Source organism: [Rhizobium] kunmingense (genome assembly GCF_977018605.1).
In genome coordinates this window covers 298,054-311,934 of sequence record NZ_CDRNXG010000002.1, presented here as the reverse complement: position 1 = coordinate 311,934, position 13,881 = coordinate 298,054, and the positions used below count along the sequence as shown (strand labels likewise).

The 13,881-nt window shown below is 58.9% G+C and carries 14 protein-coding genes; 3 read left to right on the top strand and 11 right to left on the bottom strand.

Annotation, left to right across the window (positions count from 1 at the left end; translation table 11 throughout):
* Nucleotides 1-57 precede the first annotated feature (57 nt).
* The 5 genes from bla to AC0JZ4_RS19790 form a co-directional block, all read right to left on the bottom strand.
* Nucleotides 58-936 (bottom strand): class A beta-lactamase, encoded by an 879-nt coding sequence (bla, locus tag AC0JZ4_RS19810; RefSeq protein ID WP_471889042.1) that lies wholly within the window; start codon nt 934-936, stop codon nt 58-60.
* A 340-nt stretch (nt 937-1,276) separates the two neighbouring features.
* Nucleotides 1,277-1,423 carry a DUF4177 domain-containing protein gene (locus AC0JZ4_RS19805; RefSeq protein WP_471888215.1) on the bottom strand — a complete coding sequence of 49 codons (147 nt, stop codon included), beginning with the start codon at nt 1,421-1,423 and terminating at the stop codon, nt 1,277-1,279.
* A gap of 56 nt (nt 1,424-1,479) precedes the next feature.
* Nucleotides 1,480-2,856: an AAA family ATPase gene (locus AC0JZ4_RS19800; RefSeq protein ID WP_471888214.1), complete on the bottom strand. Its 1,377-nt coding sequence runs from the start codon at nt 2,854-2,856 to the stop codon at nt 1,480-1,482.
* A gap of 147 nt (nt 2,857-3,003) precedes the next feature.
* Nucleotides 3,004-3,288 (bottom strand): hypothetical protein, encoded by a 285-nt coding sequence (locus AC0JZ4_RS19795; RefSeq protein ID WP_471888213.1) that lies wholly within the window; start codon nt 3,286-3,288, stop codon nt 3,004-3,006.
* 26 nt (nt 3,289-3,314) lie between these two features.
* On the bottom strand, nt 3,315-5,369 hold the full coding sequence (locus AC0JZ4_RS19790; RefSeq protein WP_471888212.1) for a prolyl oligopeptidase family serine peptidase: 2,055 nt from the start codon (nt 5,367-5,369) through the stop codon (nt 3,315-3,317).
* A gap of 268 nt (nt 5,370-5,637) precedes the next feature.
* Between AC0JZ4_RS19790 and AC0JZ4_RS19785 the strand changes: the two genes are divergently transcribed.
* Entirely contained in the window at nt 5,638-6,264 is a 627-nt protein-coding gene (locus tag AC0JZ4_RS19785) for a TetR/AcrR family transcriptional regulator (RefSeq protein WP_471888211.1), read from the top strand.
* Between the two features lie 69 nt (nt 6,265-6,333).
* Here the strand turns inward: AC0JZ4_RS19785 and AC0JZ4_RS19780 are convergent, their stop codons facing one another.
* The 4 genes from AC0JZ4_RS19780 to AC0JZ4_RS19765 form a co-directional block, all read right to left on the bottom strand.
* Nucleotides 6,334-7,236 (bottom strand): arginase family protein, encoded by a 903-nt coding sequence (locus tag AC0JZ4_RS19780; RefSeq protein ID WP_471888210.1) that lies wholly within the window; start codon nt 7,234-7,236, stop codon nt 6,334-6,336.
* 66 nt (nt 7,237-7,302) lie between these two features.
* Complete coding sequence (locus AC0JZ4_RS19775) at nt 7,303-8,268, bottom strand: SDR family NAD(P)-dependent oxidoreductase (RefSeq protein ID WP_471888209.1); 966 nt, start codon at nt 8,266-8,268, stop codon at nt 7,303-7,305.
* Nucleotides 8,269-8,433: 165 nt separating this feature from the next.
* Nucleotides 8,434-9,273 carry a Rossmann-fold NAD(P)-binding domain-containing protein gene (locus AC0JZ4_RS19770; RefSeq protein WP_471888208.1) on the bottom strand — a complete coding sequence of 280 codons (840 nt, stop codon included), beginning with the start codon at nt 9,271-9,273 and terminating at the stop codon, nt 8,434-8,436.
* Nucleotides 9,266-9,730 carry a nuclear transport factor 2 family protein gene (locus AC0JZ4_RS19765; protein WP_471888207.1) on the bottom strand — a complete coding sequence of 155 codons (465 nt, stop codon included), beginning with the start codon at nt 9,728-9,730 and terminating at the stop codon, nt 9,266-9,268. Before AC0JZ4_RS19765 ends, AC0JZ4_RS19770 begins: the two co-directional genes overlap by 8 nt.
* Nucleotides 9,731-9,788: 58 nt before the next feature.
* Between AC0JZ4_RS19765 and AC0JZ4_RS19760 the strand changes: the two genes are divergently transcribed.
* Nucleotides 9,789-10,400, top strand: a complete 612-nt coding sequence (locus tag AC0JZ4_RS19760; RefSeq protein WP_471888206.1) for a TetR/AcrR family transcriptional regulator — start codon at nt 9,789-9,791, stop codon at nt 10,398-10,400.
* 200 nt (nt 10,401-10,600) lie between these two features.
* On the opposite strand, the gene AC0JZ4_RS19755 is transcribed toward AC0JZ4_RS19760, so the two are convergent.
* On the bottom strand, nt 10,601-11,461 hold the full coding sequence (locus tag AC0JZ4_RS19755; protein ID WP_471888205.1) for a GlxA family transcriptional regulator: 861 nt from the start codon (nt 11,459-11,461) through the stop codon (nt 10,601-10,603).
* A gap of 393 nt (nt 11,462-11,854) precedes the next feature.
* On the opposite strand from AC0JZ4_RS19755, the gene AC0JZ4_RS19750 reads away from it, so the two are divergent.
* Entirely contained in the window at nt 11,855-12,697 is an 843-nt protein-coding gene (locus AC0JZ4_RS19750; RefSeq protein WP_471888204.1) for an alpha/beta fold hydrolase, read from the top strand.
* A gap of 384 nt (nt 12,698-13,081) precedes the next feature.
* Here AC0JZ4_RS19750 and AC0JZ4_RS19745 read toward each other — a convergent pair whose 3' ends face one another.
* Nucleotides 13,082-13,873 (bottom strand): aldolase, encoded by a 792-nt coding sequence (locus AC0JZ4_RS19745; protein WP_471888203.1) that lies wholly within the window; start codon nt 13,871-13,873, stop codon nt 13,082-13,084.
* Nucleotides 13,874-13,881 lie beyond the last annotated feature (8 nt).

Here is a 13,881-nt window from a genome sequence, read left to right as displayed (position 1 = left end):
AACTTTCAGCCCCGTAAATTGAATGGCTGGAGTTATTTATCGACCACCACCTCCTCGTCACCGTTTTTCGAAAACAGCCCCTGACAGAGCCTTACCGATCGATGCGATAGCGGCATTCCGCTGGTCAATTGTCGCAGTTGTCTGAGTGACATATACCGCAACGAACCATTGCCTATCATCAGGTGGCCAGATAGCGGCAACCACCCCTCTGGTTCCAAATCCACCAGCACCTGTCCGGTCGCCAACACGCCATCCGGATGGCAATTCCGACCGCAACAGCGGACCACCTGTCTGATTGCCAAGAAGCCAGGCCGTCAGCCTCTCCCGTGATGCGACTGAAAGCGCATTGCCGGCGACCAGCTTCTGCACTGTTGAAGCAATCGATGCCGGCGAGGTCGTGTCTCTGGGATCGCCCGGTTTCCCTTCATTGACCGTCGGCTCATTCCGGTCGAGCCGTGTGACCCGATCACCGAGCCTGCGAACGAACTGAGTGACGGCCACTGGGCCACCGAGCGCTTCGAGAATCTTGTTGGCAGCCGCGTTATCGCTTGTTGTCATCGTCGCCTCGCACAGATCGGCCAAACTGACCTTCTCGCCGACACGGCTTTCCAATTCCGGTGAGTGATCGACAAGGTCGCTTCGCACGACTTCGACAGTGCGGCCAAGCTGCTCTTTTCCGTCATCCACCCTGGAGAGCAACGCTGCGCAGGCCAGCACCTTGAACGTGCTGGCCATCGGAAACAGTTCGGCTGACCTATGCTCCCAGACTGAATTGCCATTCTTGTCCAAAACGGCAACTCCGACCCGAGCGCCAAGTTCAGCCTCTACGGCCTTCACGGACGCAAGAACGGCGTCTTCTGTCGCCAAAGCCTGTTGCGAATGCAGGCTCCAGGCGAGGAGAAAAGCGGTCGGGATCAATTTCTTCATCATTACCATCCTGGAAAACCTACGAACCTGTCTTTTCTTTGGAGCCCGCCGGTAGACCCGCACTCTTTCCAGCAGAGATCGTCCGCCGCCATCCAGCCACTTGCGCAGAGACAGAATCTCTGGATTGACACCGCGCAACACAAACAGATCGGCATGCTTGGAAAGCGGCCCGTTTTCCAGGCTGAACGCCATTTCGGCAAGATCAGGACTGGGTGTAAAATCGGCAACCGGCCGGCCCTCTTTGCCTATCGCCCCGAGCACCGGGATGGGCAGACTGTCAACTCTCATTACTTTCGCCTCCGCCTGTAAACGCGACAGGTCATCCAGTTGAGCGTAAAGGCAGTCCGGCTCATGATGTGGATTGCCGCTTGAAGAAATAGTGCAGAACGAAATGCGCCGGAGAGACCACGGCCACGAGCTCCCAGCCTTCCGTGCCCAGCCGGTTCATTTCATCCTGCTCCAGCTTGTGTTCGATCGTCATGTAATCCCACTGCATGCCGTTTCTCCTCGTGATCTATGTATGGGGTTCGCGACCTTGGCGCATCGACGTGCTCAGCCGCTGCAGCAGTCGTCGGCATCCTCATTTCGCCTTTTGTCTTGCTCGGTCGAAATTCCGATCATCCGACGGTTGATCCGGCTCGAAAGGACACCTGCATCACCGAAAACAGATGCGGCATCCTCCACGGAAACGGCATTGTCACCACCACGAGAAAGGGCTCGCTGCGCGAGACGTCGCACCATCTCCTTTACATAGGCAGCGCTTCCGTTGTGGGACTGCTCGACAGCCTGCGCCACTGCGCCTTCGGCGAAATCCAGCTTGCGGCCATAAAGCTCGATCAGCCGCCGGCGGCAGTCCGCATCCGGAAGCGGGATTTCGATGGCCTCATCGACACGGCCGGGTCGTGAAGCAAGTGCCTCCTCGATACTCTCCGGCCGATTGGTCGTCAGGATGAAAAGGATATCGGCATCAGGAGCCAGCCCGTCCATTTCGTTGAGCAACCGATTAAGCAGGCTCTCCGACTTCTGGTTATGGATTTCCTCGCGGGAACGGCCAACGAGATCCACATCCTCCAGGATGACGATGCTCGGCTGAAGGGTACGCGCCAGAGCAATGTATTGACCGATCGCCGGCATCTGCTCAGCTGTCGCCAGCACCGTGCTACGACCGGGCAGGTTTGCCGCAATATACCGGATTACATGCGTCTTACCCGTCCCTGGAGGTCCGTATAGCAGTATCCCCTTGCGCGTCGATTGGCCAAGGCGCCTCAATCCGTCGCGGTGACGGTCGAATTCGAACACATGAGAATCGAGCCTTGCCATCGTCGTTTCGGACAGAATGACGTGATGGCGCTCGACAGTCGGCAGGTCGTGTACCCGCATGGTACCGTGTGTGCCGTCGTAACCGGCACTGGGTTCGAAGGAGAGCATCTTGCCGCGATAAAAGCGGGAAGCCTCCCCCGCGGTCTGGATCTTACCGAGGAATTCGCCGGCGAAAGAGGCGGCGCGTTCGCCCGGCAAGTAGCCGATCTCGACCTGCACGACGCGGCCGCCACGCGGCTCGAAGAACTGCGACAGAAGGATAACCAATGGCTCGCCATCAACCTCGAACAGCCATAGCCCGCTGTTCAACGAAGGATAGGTCTCGTTGCTGCCGATCGCGATATCCTGGAATTGAAGGGGCGTTAATGCCACGACATGCTGACCCTCGCGAATGACGAGGTCTGACAGCCGCAAGGCAAGGAACTCGTGCAATTGGTGGACACCGACGAGCCGAGGCGAGAACGTGGAGAGTTGCGTTTCGATCACAGTCTGCAGGTCAGGCAGCAGATGCGGCGCAAAGCGGCGACGTGAAGAGCTTAGTGCGGTCAGGTCCTGCTCATTGAAATGGGCACCAAGCGCCTGCCACGCGAAGCGGATGGACTGGTTCATAGTCATTCCATTGTCGTTAGTGTGAAAGGAACGGTGTGACCGGAGGCTGGCCAGTAACGGTTACCGGCTTGCCCTCCGCGTAGATGCGCAACTTTTCGAGGTAGTTACGTGTCGTTTCCGAAGAATCGCGGGAGCGAGGTGCATTCATCAGTCCCCTCGCCTTCTTCTGATCTCGCGCAGCATTCTCAGATTCTCGCGGGCCTGCTCGGCATTGATGAGCGCCTTCTCCTGGTTCAGGAGCTGCTCGCGAGCACGTCGATACTGCTGCGTATCCATGCAATCGTTGTAATATCTGTCCTGCGAGCACCTGTGTCTGTCGTCATGGCGGTCCTCTCCGGCAGTCGTGCAGCTTGCCAGCGTCAGGAGGACCAGACCACTTCCGAAAGCAGATGTAGCGGCTTTCACGAGGATGTCGGACGGCTTCTTCGTCATTCTCTTCATTCTCCCGTTCAACGGCTTCATTTCGTCTTTAGGCCGGTCCAGTAGGCGGCGAAGGCCCACATGTCGGCGTGCTGAGCGATGATCTTGTCGATCGGCATGCCGGCGCCATGGCCTGCACGCGTTTCGATGCGTACGAGACGGGGTTTGGCGCCAAGATCGGCAGCCTGCAGCGCGGCGATGTATTTGAAGGTGTGGGCAGGCACGACCCGGTCGTCGGCATCTGCCGTCGTCGCCAGGATCGCAGGGTAATCCGTCCCTTGCCGGATCGTATGATAGGGCGAATAGGTCATGAGGTTGCTAAAGTGCCGCTCCTCGGTAGGGCTGCCGAATTCGCCTGTCCACAATCCGCCACCGGTGAACTGGTCGTAGCGCAGCATGTCCGTGACCGCGACGCCCGGCAGGGCCACGTCGAACAGATCGGGACGCTGGTTGGTGACGGCACTGACCAGAAGGCCGCCATTGGACTCGCCCTGGATCGCGAGGCCGTCTTGCGAGGTTATGCCTGTGCGTTTCAGGAATTCGGCGGCGGCGATGAAATCATCGAAGGAATTCTGCTTGTTTTCCAACTGGCCGGCGCGGTGCCATGCCCTGCCATATTCGCCACCGCCGCGAATGTTGGCGACGGCCAGCACGCCGCCCTGCTCCACCCAGGCAAGCTGGATCGGATTGTAGATGGGGACCTGGCTGATGCCGAAACCACCATAGGCGTAGAGCAGGGTCGGTGCCGCGGAGGTTACATCCTTGCGCCGGATCAGGAACAACGGCACTTCGGTGCCGTCCTTCGAGCGATAAAAGCGCTGCTCGACATGAAGTTTGTCGAGATCGATCGGCACCTTCGGCTCCGCCCAGGGGGTGACGGATTTTGAAGCGATGTCGTAGTGATAGATCGCTATCGGCGTGTCGTAGCTGGTGAAGACAAAGAAGGCCTCGCGGGCGTCGCCTTCCAGAAATCGGGCGGTTCCGACACCGGGTAGATCGACCGTGCCATCCGGCTTTCCATCGAGCGTGAAACGGCGGATCTCCGTCTTGACGTCGATCTGGTAGCTCGCCAGCAGCGTGTCGCCGGCCAGAACAACGGCGTCCAGCACCGCTCCGTCGGCGGCCTCTGCGACGATTTCCTTCGGCTCCGGGTTTGACAAGGAGAGGTCCAGCGACACGATGCGCAAGCGCTCGGCTCTGTGGGTCGTGGCGAGGATCAGCGTGCTGCCGTCATTGCCGATGGCGGACCATGCGGCATCCATGTCTGCCACGATCGTCCGCGGTGTCCAGTCCTTGGCCTGAAGGTCGATGACGGTCAGGGCATTCTCGTTTGTTCCCGGCGTCGATGTGACGGTCAGGTAACGCCCGCCGGATACTCTGTCGGCTATGTGCAGCAGTTCGGGGCGATCTGGGGTGGAATAGATGAGGCGGTCGTCGGCCTGGGCGGTGCCGAGCCTGTGGAAATAGACGGCATGATTGGCAACGACCGTTCCTCTGGCCTTGCCCTTTTCGGGCTTCGGCATGCGGGAATAGAAGAAACCCGATCCGTTGGGGGCCCAGGAAATGCGGGTGAAGCGTGCGCCGTCGAGCGCGTCATCCAACTCCCTGCCGCTTTCGACATCGAGCACTCTGATGGTTCGCCAATCGGTGCCCCCTTCCTGAACACCGAATGCCACGTAGCGTGCGTCATCGGACACGCTCCAGTCCGTCATCGCATCGGCACCATCCTTCGACCACCTATTGGGATCGATGAGCAAGCGGCTTTCACCGAAGACGCCGTCCCGGACATAGAGGGAGGGCTGATTTTCGTTCCCTTTAATGACATTGAAGAAGTAGCGGTCGCCGCGCTTCCGCGGGACGGTGTAGCGATCGTAATCGAGCAGTTCAGCCATCCGCTTGCGGAAATGCTCTCGGCCGGGAAGGGTGTCGAGATGCTTCTGCGTGACGGCATTCTGCGCTTCGATCCACGCTACGACGGCGCGGTCATCCGGTGCATCATTTTCGAGCCAGCGGTACGAATCCACGATGGTCCGGCCGAAATGCTCTTCGGTGACGTCAATGCGTTCAGTCGTTGGATAGGTGGTTTTCTGCAAATTATCCTCCATGGATTGGGCGGACACGTTGTGAACCTGAAGAAAAAAGGAGATGGCAATTGCGGCGGTTGTTCTCATAGGCAGCCCGATGGCAATGCTTCGCTGATATGGAGCTAAGTCGTATGGCATAAGCAGAATCAATAATGGCACTTAGTGTCATTATTGTGATCTGAATTCACTGGAAAATCTGCTGAAGGCGGGATGTCAACTTTGATAAAATGGCACTCGAAGCCATATTATATGCCCAAGTAGTTGTTTGGAGACTGAAATGAGCAGGACGATCCGGGACGGTGCGCATATAGACGTGGCACGTAGCGCCGCGCGCCTGTTCCTGAAAAACGGCGTGGCGGGCACGAGCGGCGACGAGATTGCCGAGGCGGCAGGCATCTCGAAACGGACCCTGTGGCGTTACTTCCGAACAAAGGAAAGCTGTGTCGAGCCACTCTTCGCGCTCACCTCGAAGCGTTTCGCAGCCAGGCTTGAAAGCTGGCCGCTGAATGTTTCGGTCGAGCGTTTTCTTGAGATGAGTTACGATTTTAGCAAGATGGAGAAGGAGGAGCTGCAGGACAGCGCTCTGGTGGTGCATCTGATCGCCAGACTAGAGGAAGAACCGGCACTACTTGAGCCGTGGTTCGCGTCGACCCGGGCGGCGGAGGACCTGATGGCGGGCGTTATCGCCGCCCGCCTCGAACTCTCACCAACGGATTTTGAGGTACGGCTTTGCGCAGCAACCGTTGCGGCGGCGATGCGCATCATCGACGAGACCGTCAGCCGCGCCGCAGTGAAATACGGGCAGGTGCCGACACTTGCAGAAGTCAATGATAGGCTAGCCCAGGCCATTCGCCGGGCGAGCACCTTACCCTTCTGCGACCCGGTGACGCCACGGCCTCGATAAGACTTGAAAACCTCAAATAGCGGTCATGTCCGGGGTCGGATTGCGAACACGGCCGTCGGGGCATTGGCCTCAGCCCGACTTTGAGCCGCCTATCAACGGCAGCGACGAGAGCGCCTCCTTTAGTGCAATTGCATCCCAAGGTGTATGTTCGGTGCTGCCCAGGCCGACAACATCAACCTGGTTTGCTACATCGGTGAGAAGTCGTACGACCTGCGGAAGGGTCATTCGCCCTGCCTGAATATCATCCTCGGTCGGCACCGGGCTGCCAGGCCTGGAGAAGCTCAGCGATCGGAACAGCGAGGCATCGAGAACGTCGAGATCGAAATGGATCGCCACATGCTTTGCGCCTGTCTGCCGCAACCACGCGAGAACCGGTTCGCTGCTGTTGGCCAGTTCTTCCGGTCCGACCCGCTGGATTTTCATCCGCTCGGCAAGCTCGCTCTCGAATTCCTGCAGCTTTGAAAACGCGTCCGGCAGCCTTCGCCAACCTGCGACCAGCGCATTGCCGGGTTTGATCGGCATCTTGACGGCTGAGAGGAATTCGGGATCCCCCTGCCCCATCAGGCTACCGAGCACATGTGCATGGGAGTTGGGAAAAACCTTGTCCGAGAACAGATCGCTATGGGCATCGACCCAGAGCACAGCAAGCTCTCCACCATAGCGTTCGTTGAGGTATGCAAATGGAGCGAGGTCGACACCGCAATCGCCGCCGAGCACGACGATCCGGTCGGGGTTATGGCGATCGATGCGACGGCGCGCGTCCCGAAACTGGTTAACGACAGCCTCCCGCGCCAAAATCCCATCCGATATTTCCAGAGGCGTTCCATCCGGCGCGGCCACCGTGACTTCTTCGACCGGCCCGTCCGCTTCAGGCGCGAGCCAGGCCAGCATTCGAGCTCCGATCATGTATGCAGGGTCACCTCCGCCCTGCCATTGAGGAAAGAGAAGGCGTAGCGTTGTCTCGCGTTTCATTACTTTTCCTTTTTGTCTTCGGATCAAGAAAATTTCGAGGTCGCTGTTGTCTCGATCTGGCTGCTTTTAAAAGCGCTCGCCAACAAGCTCTTCACTTTTTGCCCACAGGCGCTCCGCATTCGTCGGAGAGATTGCATAGGACATCACGCCGTCGCGAATGCCGGGAATGTCGTCCACCATCGCGACATGGCAGTTCTCCAGATATCTTCCGCCAATCTCATCCGGATCGGCGACAGCGGCGGCCCATACCGATGTTGCCGCCATCTGCGGCACGGTTTTCAGCTTGAGAGGCGCAACGCCTCCCTCGGCGCGATCTGCGGCGATCTTACCCATCACCGCATCCAGATCTTCCCGCGACAGATGCCTCATCAAAGGTGTGTCGCTCGTACCCGGCATCACCGCACAGGCCCTGATGCCGCGATCGCGATGCCGACGGTCAAACGCGATCGCGAACAGGGCATTGGCCGTCTTGGAACGACCGTAAGCCTCCCAGCGATCGTATTCCGATTGCCTGAAGTTGGGGTCATCCAGATTGACATCGGCACCGCGGTGCCCGTTCGACGACAGGCTGACAAAGCGACCACCATTGCGAAGCGAGCTGGCCAAGCGATTTACCAGAACGAAATGACCGAGATGGTTGGTGCCGAACTGGGTTTCGAACCCGTCCTCGGTGTGGCCGAAATCGGTTGCCATGATACCCGCATTGGCAATGATGCCATCGAACCGCAGATCATCCGCCACAAGACGATAGGAAACCGAACGGACACTTGCCAATGACGCCAGGTCCAACTCCACCACCTTGAGGGTAGTGGATGCCGTCTCGGCAGCGGCCCGGATTACACTCAAAACGCTCTCCGCCATTTTGGCATTCCGAACGGTTCCGACCACCGCGCCACCATGCGCGACAAGGGCGCGTGCGGTTTCTGCTCCGACGCCAGAGGAGATCCCAGTCACAAGAAACCGCTTTCCGCGCAGATCGACGCCATGGAGAACGTCATCTGCTGTAGATTCTGCATCGAAAGAAGTTGTCATGTCGCATCTCCGCCGGCTTCAGGATCGGGCTGCCAAAACTCGGCCCGCGCTTTCGTCACGGCCCGGTCTTGTTGTGCGCCAAGCTGGATGACCAGGATGAAATCGTTCATCCTGCCGTCAGCTGGCGAGACCTTTGTCTTCAATCAGGCGCGGCGCGCCATTGCCTCAGCCGTCATCGCCTCGCCATTTATCGATGTTTCGCTCGACGAATTCGGTCATTGATATGGGCTTTTGCCCCGTAAGCCCATGAACATGATTGGTAACCCGGTTCTCGGCTCCCTTGGCGATCCGGCCGTCCATTGCGGCCAACGCCTGCGCATAGGTCCTGTCCAATCCTTGCCCAGCCAATCGCCCGGCATAAGCCTCCATGTCGAGAGACAGGTGCCTTATCGTCGTGCCCATCTCCCAGCTCAAGATGGCCGCAACGTCGGCGTAGCTCATGGCGTCGGGGCCGGTCAGAATGTAGTCCCGGTTCCAACTGTCCCGCGCCGTCAAGGCGCTGACGGCAACGCTCGCAATGTCGCCAGCGTCGATGAAGCCGATGTGGCCATCTTCGGTCGCAGTATAGATGGCTTGCTCGTCCATGATCGACTGGCGATGCTGATTGTGCAGGTTCTGCATGAACCAGCTTGGACGCAGGACTGCCCATTCCGATGCGTTTTCGGCAAGCCAGGAATGAATCTGCCCCATCATTGGCCCGCCGGGCTCCAGCGATGACGCGCTCAAAAGCACGAAACGTGTCACACCTTCTTGAACGGCTTGCTCGAGTGTTGGCAGCACGATACTGGCATGGTCGCTCGTATCCGTCGGAGCGACGATGTAAACCGCACCAACCGTCTTGAAGACTGGCCGCGAAGCATCCGGCAGCTTCCAGTCAAAGGCCACATCTCTGTGCCCATCGGGATTGCGCGTACCGATCCTGTAGGAAAGCCCCAGTTGCGCCAGGTTGCGAGCAACCAGCCTGCCGGTAGTCCCCTTGCCGCCCGTGATAAGGATATCACGCATGGCGTGCATTACCCTGTAGTACGGAATTCACGGCATCAGATCCGGCGGTAGCCGATAGGACGATCAGCGGGTTCCAATAGTCTCGGTAGCGACTGATCAAGCCACCCCGTATATCGACAACCGACACATAGGTTTGATCATAGCGCGCGCCGGACCCGACGGCGTGTGCCTTGGATGTGAACTCCAGAACCGCGGTCTTCTTGTCGGCTGATAGGATCGTGCGATCGAGCGTCATGGATTCGATCGTAAAGAGTTGACCGACCTTCGGAAGGTAAGCAGCAAGCGCCGCCTTGCCCTCGATGCTCCTGATGCCGTCCGGCAAATAGAAGGGAAATTCGAAGCTGATGTCGTCCGTCATCAGATCGAGAAATGTCTCACCCTTGAGTGTGAGCGCGTCGCCAAGCCCTTCACGCAGCAGAGCTGAAAGGCTTGGAAACTGATCGACTTTGCTGGTCATTTCACTTCACTCCTCCTGGGCGAAACGGTATCGTTCCATCCAATATGGAGCACGATGGATGGAACGCAAGAGTATCGACCAGAAAACCAGGTCAAAGCCCAGCGGTGCGGCGGTCTTTCGGCAAGATCTGACCAATGCCCTCTATCGCGCGTTCTTCCAGGAGTGGGCGGAAAAAGGCTATGCCGCGATCAGCCTGGAGCGGGTCGCGTCCCGCGCCGGCGCGGGAAAGGCCGCGATCTATCGCCGATGGCACTCCAAGCGGGAATTCGCACTGGAAGCCATGGAGACCGCCGGCATCGCGCTCGCGGACTTTTCCGACTGCGGATCTCTCGAGGCCGATATCAGAGCGTATCTGATGATGACACGAAAAGTTCTGCGCCACCGCATCGTTCGGCAAATCGTGCCCGACCTTGTGGCCGAGCGAATGCGCTCCGGTGATCTGGCAGACATCCTGGCCACCTTGTCCGCCGCGCGCAGGAGCCGCGGTCATGCGATGATCGATCGCGCTATAGATCGCAAGGAGGTCAATGCGTCGATAGACAGGGAACTGGCATTCGACTTCATTCCTTCGGCCCTCTACTGGAAAGCAATCGTTCGCGGCAAGACCGTGAGCAGGCAGGATATCGAGCGTCAGGTGACTGCACTGCTTGCTGCGTTGAAGGCCTGCTGAAGCAGAAGGGCTGCGGAACGGCCCCGTTCGGCTTTTGGAGACTGGGATCGACATATATTCAGAAGAAGGCTCGATCTGGCGGAAGTGCTGATCAAGGCGCCAATGGCGAGGCTATCGACGGCCGCGCTGGCGGCCGTTCATGCCTTTTCAGACAACACTGACGACTATGGTCAAGGCGCATCATTGATCCGATCGCGTTGTCAGCGGTCGGGCCGCCCCTCTACGGCGCCAAACCTATGCCTATATTGACCGGGCGTCAGGCTCGTAAGCCGATGAAACACCCGACGAAATGCGGTCACATCGGAATACCCAACGCTCCAGGCGATCTGTTCGATCGGCTGGTGGGTCGTCTCCAGCCCGTCACGTGCCTTCATGACCCTGACCTGTTGAAGATATTCCGTGGGGCGCAGACCGGTCGCTTTGGTAAAACGCCGCAGAAATGTACGCTCGGTCAGTCCGGCGCGCGCGGCCAACTCTGAAATCTCATGCGAGCTGGCGACATCCGCATGAATGTGGTGCTGTATCGAGAGGACCGCAGCGTCGCCATGATCGAATTTCGGAATGAACGTGCGATAGAGGGCCTGATCCCGGCGCGGTGGGTCGATCAGCAGGAAGCGGGCCGTCGCAAGCATGACGCCAGGTCCCATCAATCGCTCCACCAACGTCAATCCCAGATCCGTCCAGGCCAATATTCCGCCGGCCGTCATGATGTCACCGTCGTCGATCACGAGCTTTTCGGCAGCGAGCTCGATCCTCGGATAGCGGGTGGCCAGCTCATCGCTGAAAGCCCAGTGCGTGGTCGCCTTGCGCCCGTCGATCAGGCCGGTTTCCGCAAGGACAAACGCTCCGGCGCAAACGGAGCAAGCCGTTGCACCGGACGCATGCTGTTGCAGCATCCAGGCCGCCGCAGTCGGCATCGGCTTCATGTCGGCCGGCATCACGATGCTCGGCGGCGCGATGACATAGCCAAGTCGGTGGGCCTTGCCGGGATGGCTGTCCCATACGCAGTCGACACCATCATCCCGCACCTGCCAGTGTGACACCCGGATCGCCCGCGTCACTTCGGTTTGCTGAGGTGTCCATTGGTTGGCAATACGGAAGAGATCCGTCAGTCCGTAGACCGCCGATAGCTGGCAATCCGGATAGATCAGCAGTCCAATTTCGGAAACCAGATCGACCTTTCGCTCCATTTTGTCACTTTCAGCTTCTTTAAAGTCATTTTCGCCACCTCACTCTGATGCCCGAATTCATTAGATCTGTCCACATCGAAGCAAACAACAGCTGGCTGGTCCGGGAAAGGAACGAAAATGGTTACGGCTATCGAGGGCACCGGCCCTTGGACGACCCGACGCGGCATACTGATTGGCGCAGGAGCCGCCGTTTCGCTTGCCGGATTTAAGCTGCCGGCGATCGCAGAAGATACTTCCCACTCTCAAACGCAAGGAATAACGAACATGACCACGAACACTGTAACCACCAAGGACGGCGTCGAAATCTTCTACAAGGACTGGGGTCCGAAGGATGCGCAGCCGATCGTTTTCCACCACGGCTGGCCGCTGTCGTCCGACGACTGGGACGCGCAGATGCTGTTCTTCCTCTCCAAGGGCTATCGCGTTGTTGCCCATGACCGTCGCGGGCACGGCCGTTCTGCCCAGGTTGCCGAAGGTCACGACATGGACCATTACGCAGCCGACGCCTTTGCCGTTGTCGAGCATCTGGACCTGAAGAATGCCGTCCATATCGGCCATTCCACTGGCGGCGGTGAAGTCGCCCGTTATGTCGCCAAGCACGGCCAGCCCGCCGGTCGCGTTGCCAAGGCGGTTCTGGTGTCGGCTGTTCCACCGCTGATGCTGAAGACCGAAGCCAACCCGGAAGGCCTGCCGATCGAAGTGTTCGACGGTTTCCGCTCGGCGCTTGCCGCCAACCGCGCGCAGTTCTTCCGCGACGTTCCCGCCGGTCCGTTCTACGGCTTCAACCGTGACGGCGCCACGGTGCAGGAAGGCGTGATCCAGAACTGGTGGCGTCAGGGCATGATGGGCGGCGCAAAGGCTCATTACGATGGCATCAAGGCGTTCTCCGAAACCGACCAGACGGACGACCTGAAGGCGATCACCGTGCCGACGCTTGTGCTGCACGGCGAAGACGACCAGATCGTTCCGATCGCGGATTCGGCGCTCAAGTCCGCCAAGCTGCTGCAGAACGGCACGCTGAAGACCTATCCGGGCTTTTCGCACGGCATGCTGACCGTCAATGCCGATGTGCTGAACGCCGATCTTCTGGCCTTCGTGAAGAGCTGATGTCTTCCTATAGAATGACTGCGGCGGCTTTCGCCGCAGTCATTCTGATGACCCATGCGATTGCGCTATTGAAATGATCGGGCCTTCTGGCTCGCTATTCCGAATTCGTGGGACAGCCGTGATTTATGGGACTGCGCGGGATGCTCGCTGATACGACAAAGTTCGATCGGGATGATTGTGCCCCCTTCGAGGTCTTGGAGTTCAGCCTATAGGCCGTGAGTTAATTCCCAAGTACCCACGGCCATGGTTGGTCTTAACCACCGGATCATTCGCCCTCCGTCATAAGGATGGGTTTACTCGATCTGCGGCACTTAGGGACCTTTCAAGTTTCCGTCGTGCTTTCACCCGATCCCCGAAACAGGGTGAAGGGATGGAGGCCTTACCTCAATTCGCGAACTCCGGCTCGGTAATCGTGAGTTGGCGACGGATGCTTTCCATGTGCAGGCGTGCGCTTTCCGGGTCGCCTTCGCGCATTTCGAGATAAGCCTTCTGCGCGATCTCGTGCGGGATCGGCTTCAACGTGCGTCCCGTCGACATAGCCTTGACCTGCACTTCGGCGGCCCGTTCGAGATAGTAGAGATCGTCGAAAGCTTCGGCGATGGTCGGGCCGAGCACCATGACTCCATGGTTCTTCATGAACACGATATCGGCATCGCCGATTGCCGCCGCGATGCGCTGGCCTTCGGTATCATCGAGTGCAAGACCGTTGTAATCCTCATCGACCGCGGTGCGCCCGTAGAACTTCAACGCGGTCTGGCCGGCCCAGATGAACGGTTGGCCTTCCAGCATGGAAAGGGCAGTGGCGTTCGGCATGTGGGTGTGGAAAGCAGCCGACGCGCGCGGCAATGCCTTGTGCAGCTGGGCATGGATGTAAAAGGCGGTGGCTTCCGGCTTGCCGCTGCCCGCCAGCACATTGCCTTCATAATCGCAGATCAGCAGCTGCGAGGCCGTGATCTCCGCAAAGGCCCAGCCATAAGGGTTGACCAGAAAAAGATCGCTGTGGCCGGGAACGACGGCAGAAAAGTGGTTGCAGATGCCTTCCTGTAAACCGAGCTTGGCGGCCATGCGGAAGGACGCAGCAAGATCGATACGCGCCTCGCGGATGTCTGCGCTGTCCAGGGAAGCATTACGCAGGATCGCCGGAGCCTCGCCGCCAACCTTCAGTTCATGTGCCATCATTAATC

Coding starts and splice junctions, on each gene's coding strand:
- bla (WP_471889042.1), bottom strand. CDS start 936: ATGGTAATGATGAAGAAATTGATCCCGACCGCTTTTCTCCTCGCCTGG.
- AC0JZ4_RS19805 (WP_471888215.1), bottom strand. CDS start 1,423: ATGCAGTGGGATTACATGACGATCGAACACAAGCTGGAGCAGGATGAA.
- AC0JZ4_RS19800 (WP_471888214.1), bottom strand. CDS start 2,856: ATGAACCAGTCCATCCGCTTCGCGTGGCAGGCGCTTGGTGCCCATTTC.
- AC0JZ4_RS19795 (WP_471888213.1), bottom strand. CDS start 3,288: ATGACGAAGAAGCCGTCCGACATCCTCGTGAAAGCCGCTACATCTGCT.
- AC0JZ4_RS19785 (WP_471888211.1), top strand. CDS start 5,638: ATGAGCAGGACGATCCGGGACGGTGCGCATATAGACGTGGCACGTAGC.
- AC0JZ4_RS19780 (WP_471888210.1), bottom strand. CDS start 7,236: ATGAAACGCGAGACAACGCTACGCCTTCTCTTTCCTCAATGGCAGGGC.
- AC0JZ4_RS19775 (WP_471888209.1), bottom strand. CDS start 8,268: ATGACAACTTCTTTCGATGCAGAATCTACAGCAGATGACGTTCTCCAT.
- AC0JZ4_RS19770 (WP_471888208.1), bottom strand. CDS start 9,273: ATGCGTGATATCCTTATCACGGGCGGCAAGGGGACTACCGGCAGGCTG.
- AC0JZ4_RS19765 (WP_471888207.1), bottom strand. CDS start 9,730: ATGACCAGCAAAGTCGATCAGTTTCCAAGCCTTTCAGCTCTGCTGCGT.
- AC0JZ4_RS19760 (WP_471888206.1), top strand. CDS start 9,789: ATGGAACGCAAGAGTATCGACCAGAAAACCAGGTCAAAGCCCAGCGGT.
- AC0JZ4_RS19750 (WP_471888204.1), top strand. CDS start 11,855: ATGACCACGAACACTGTAACCACCAAGGACGGCGTCGAAATCTTCTAC.
- AC0JZ4_RS19745 (WP_471888203.1), bottom strand. CDS start 13,873: ATGGCACATGAACTGAAGGTTGGCGGCGAGGCTCCGGCGATCCTGCGT.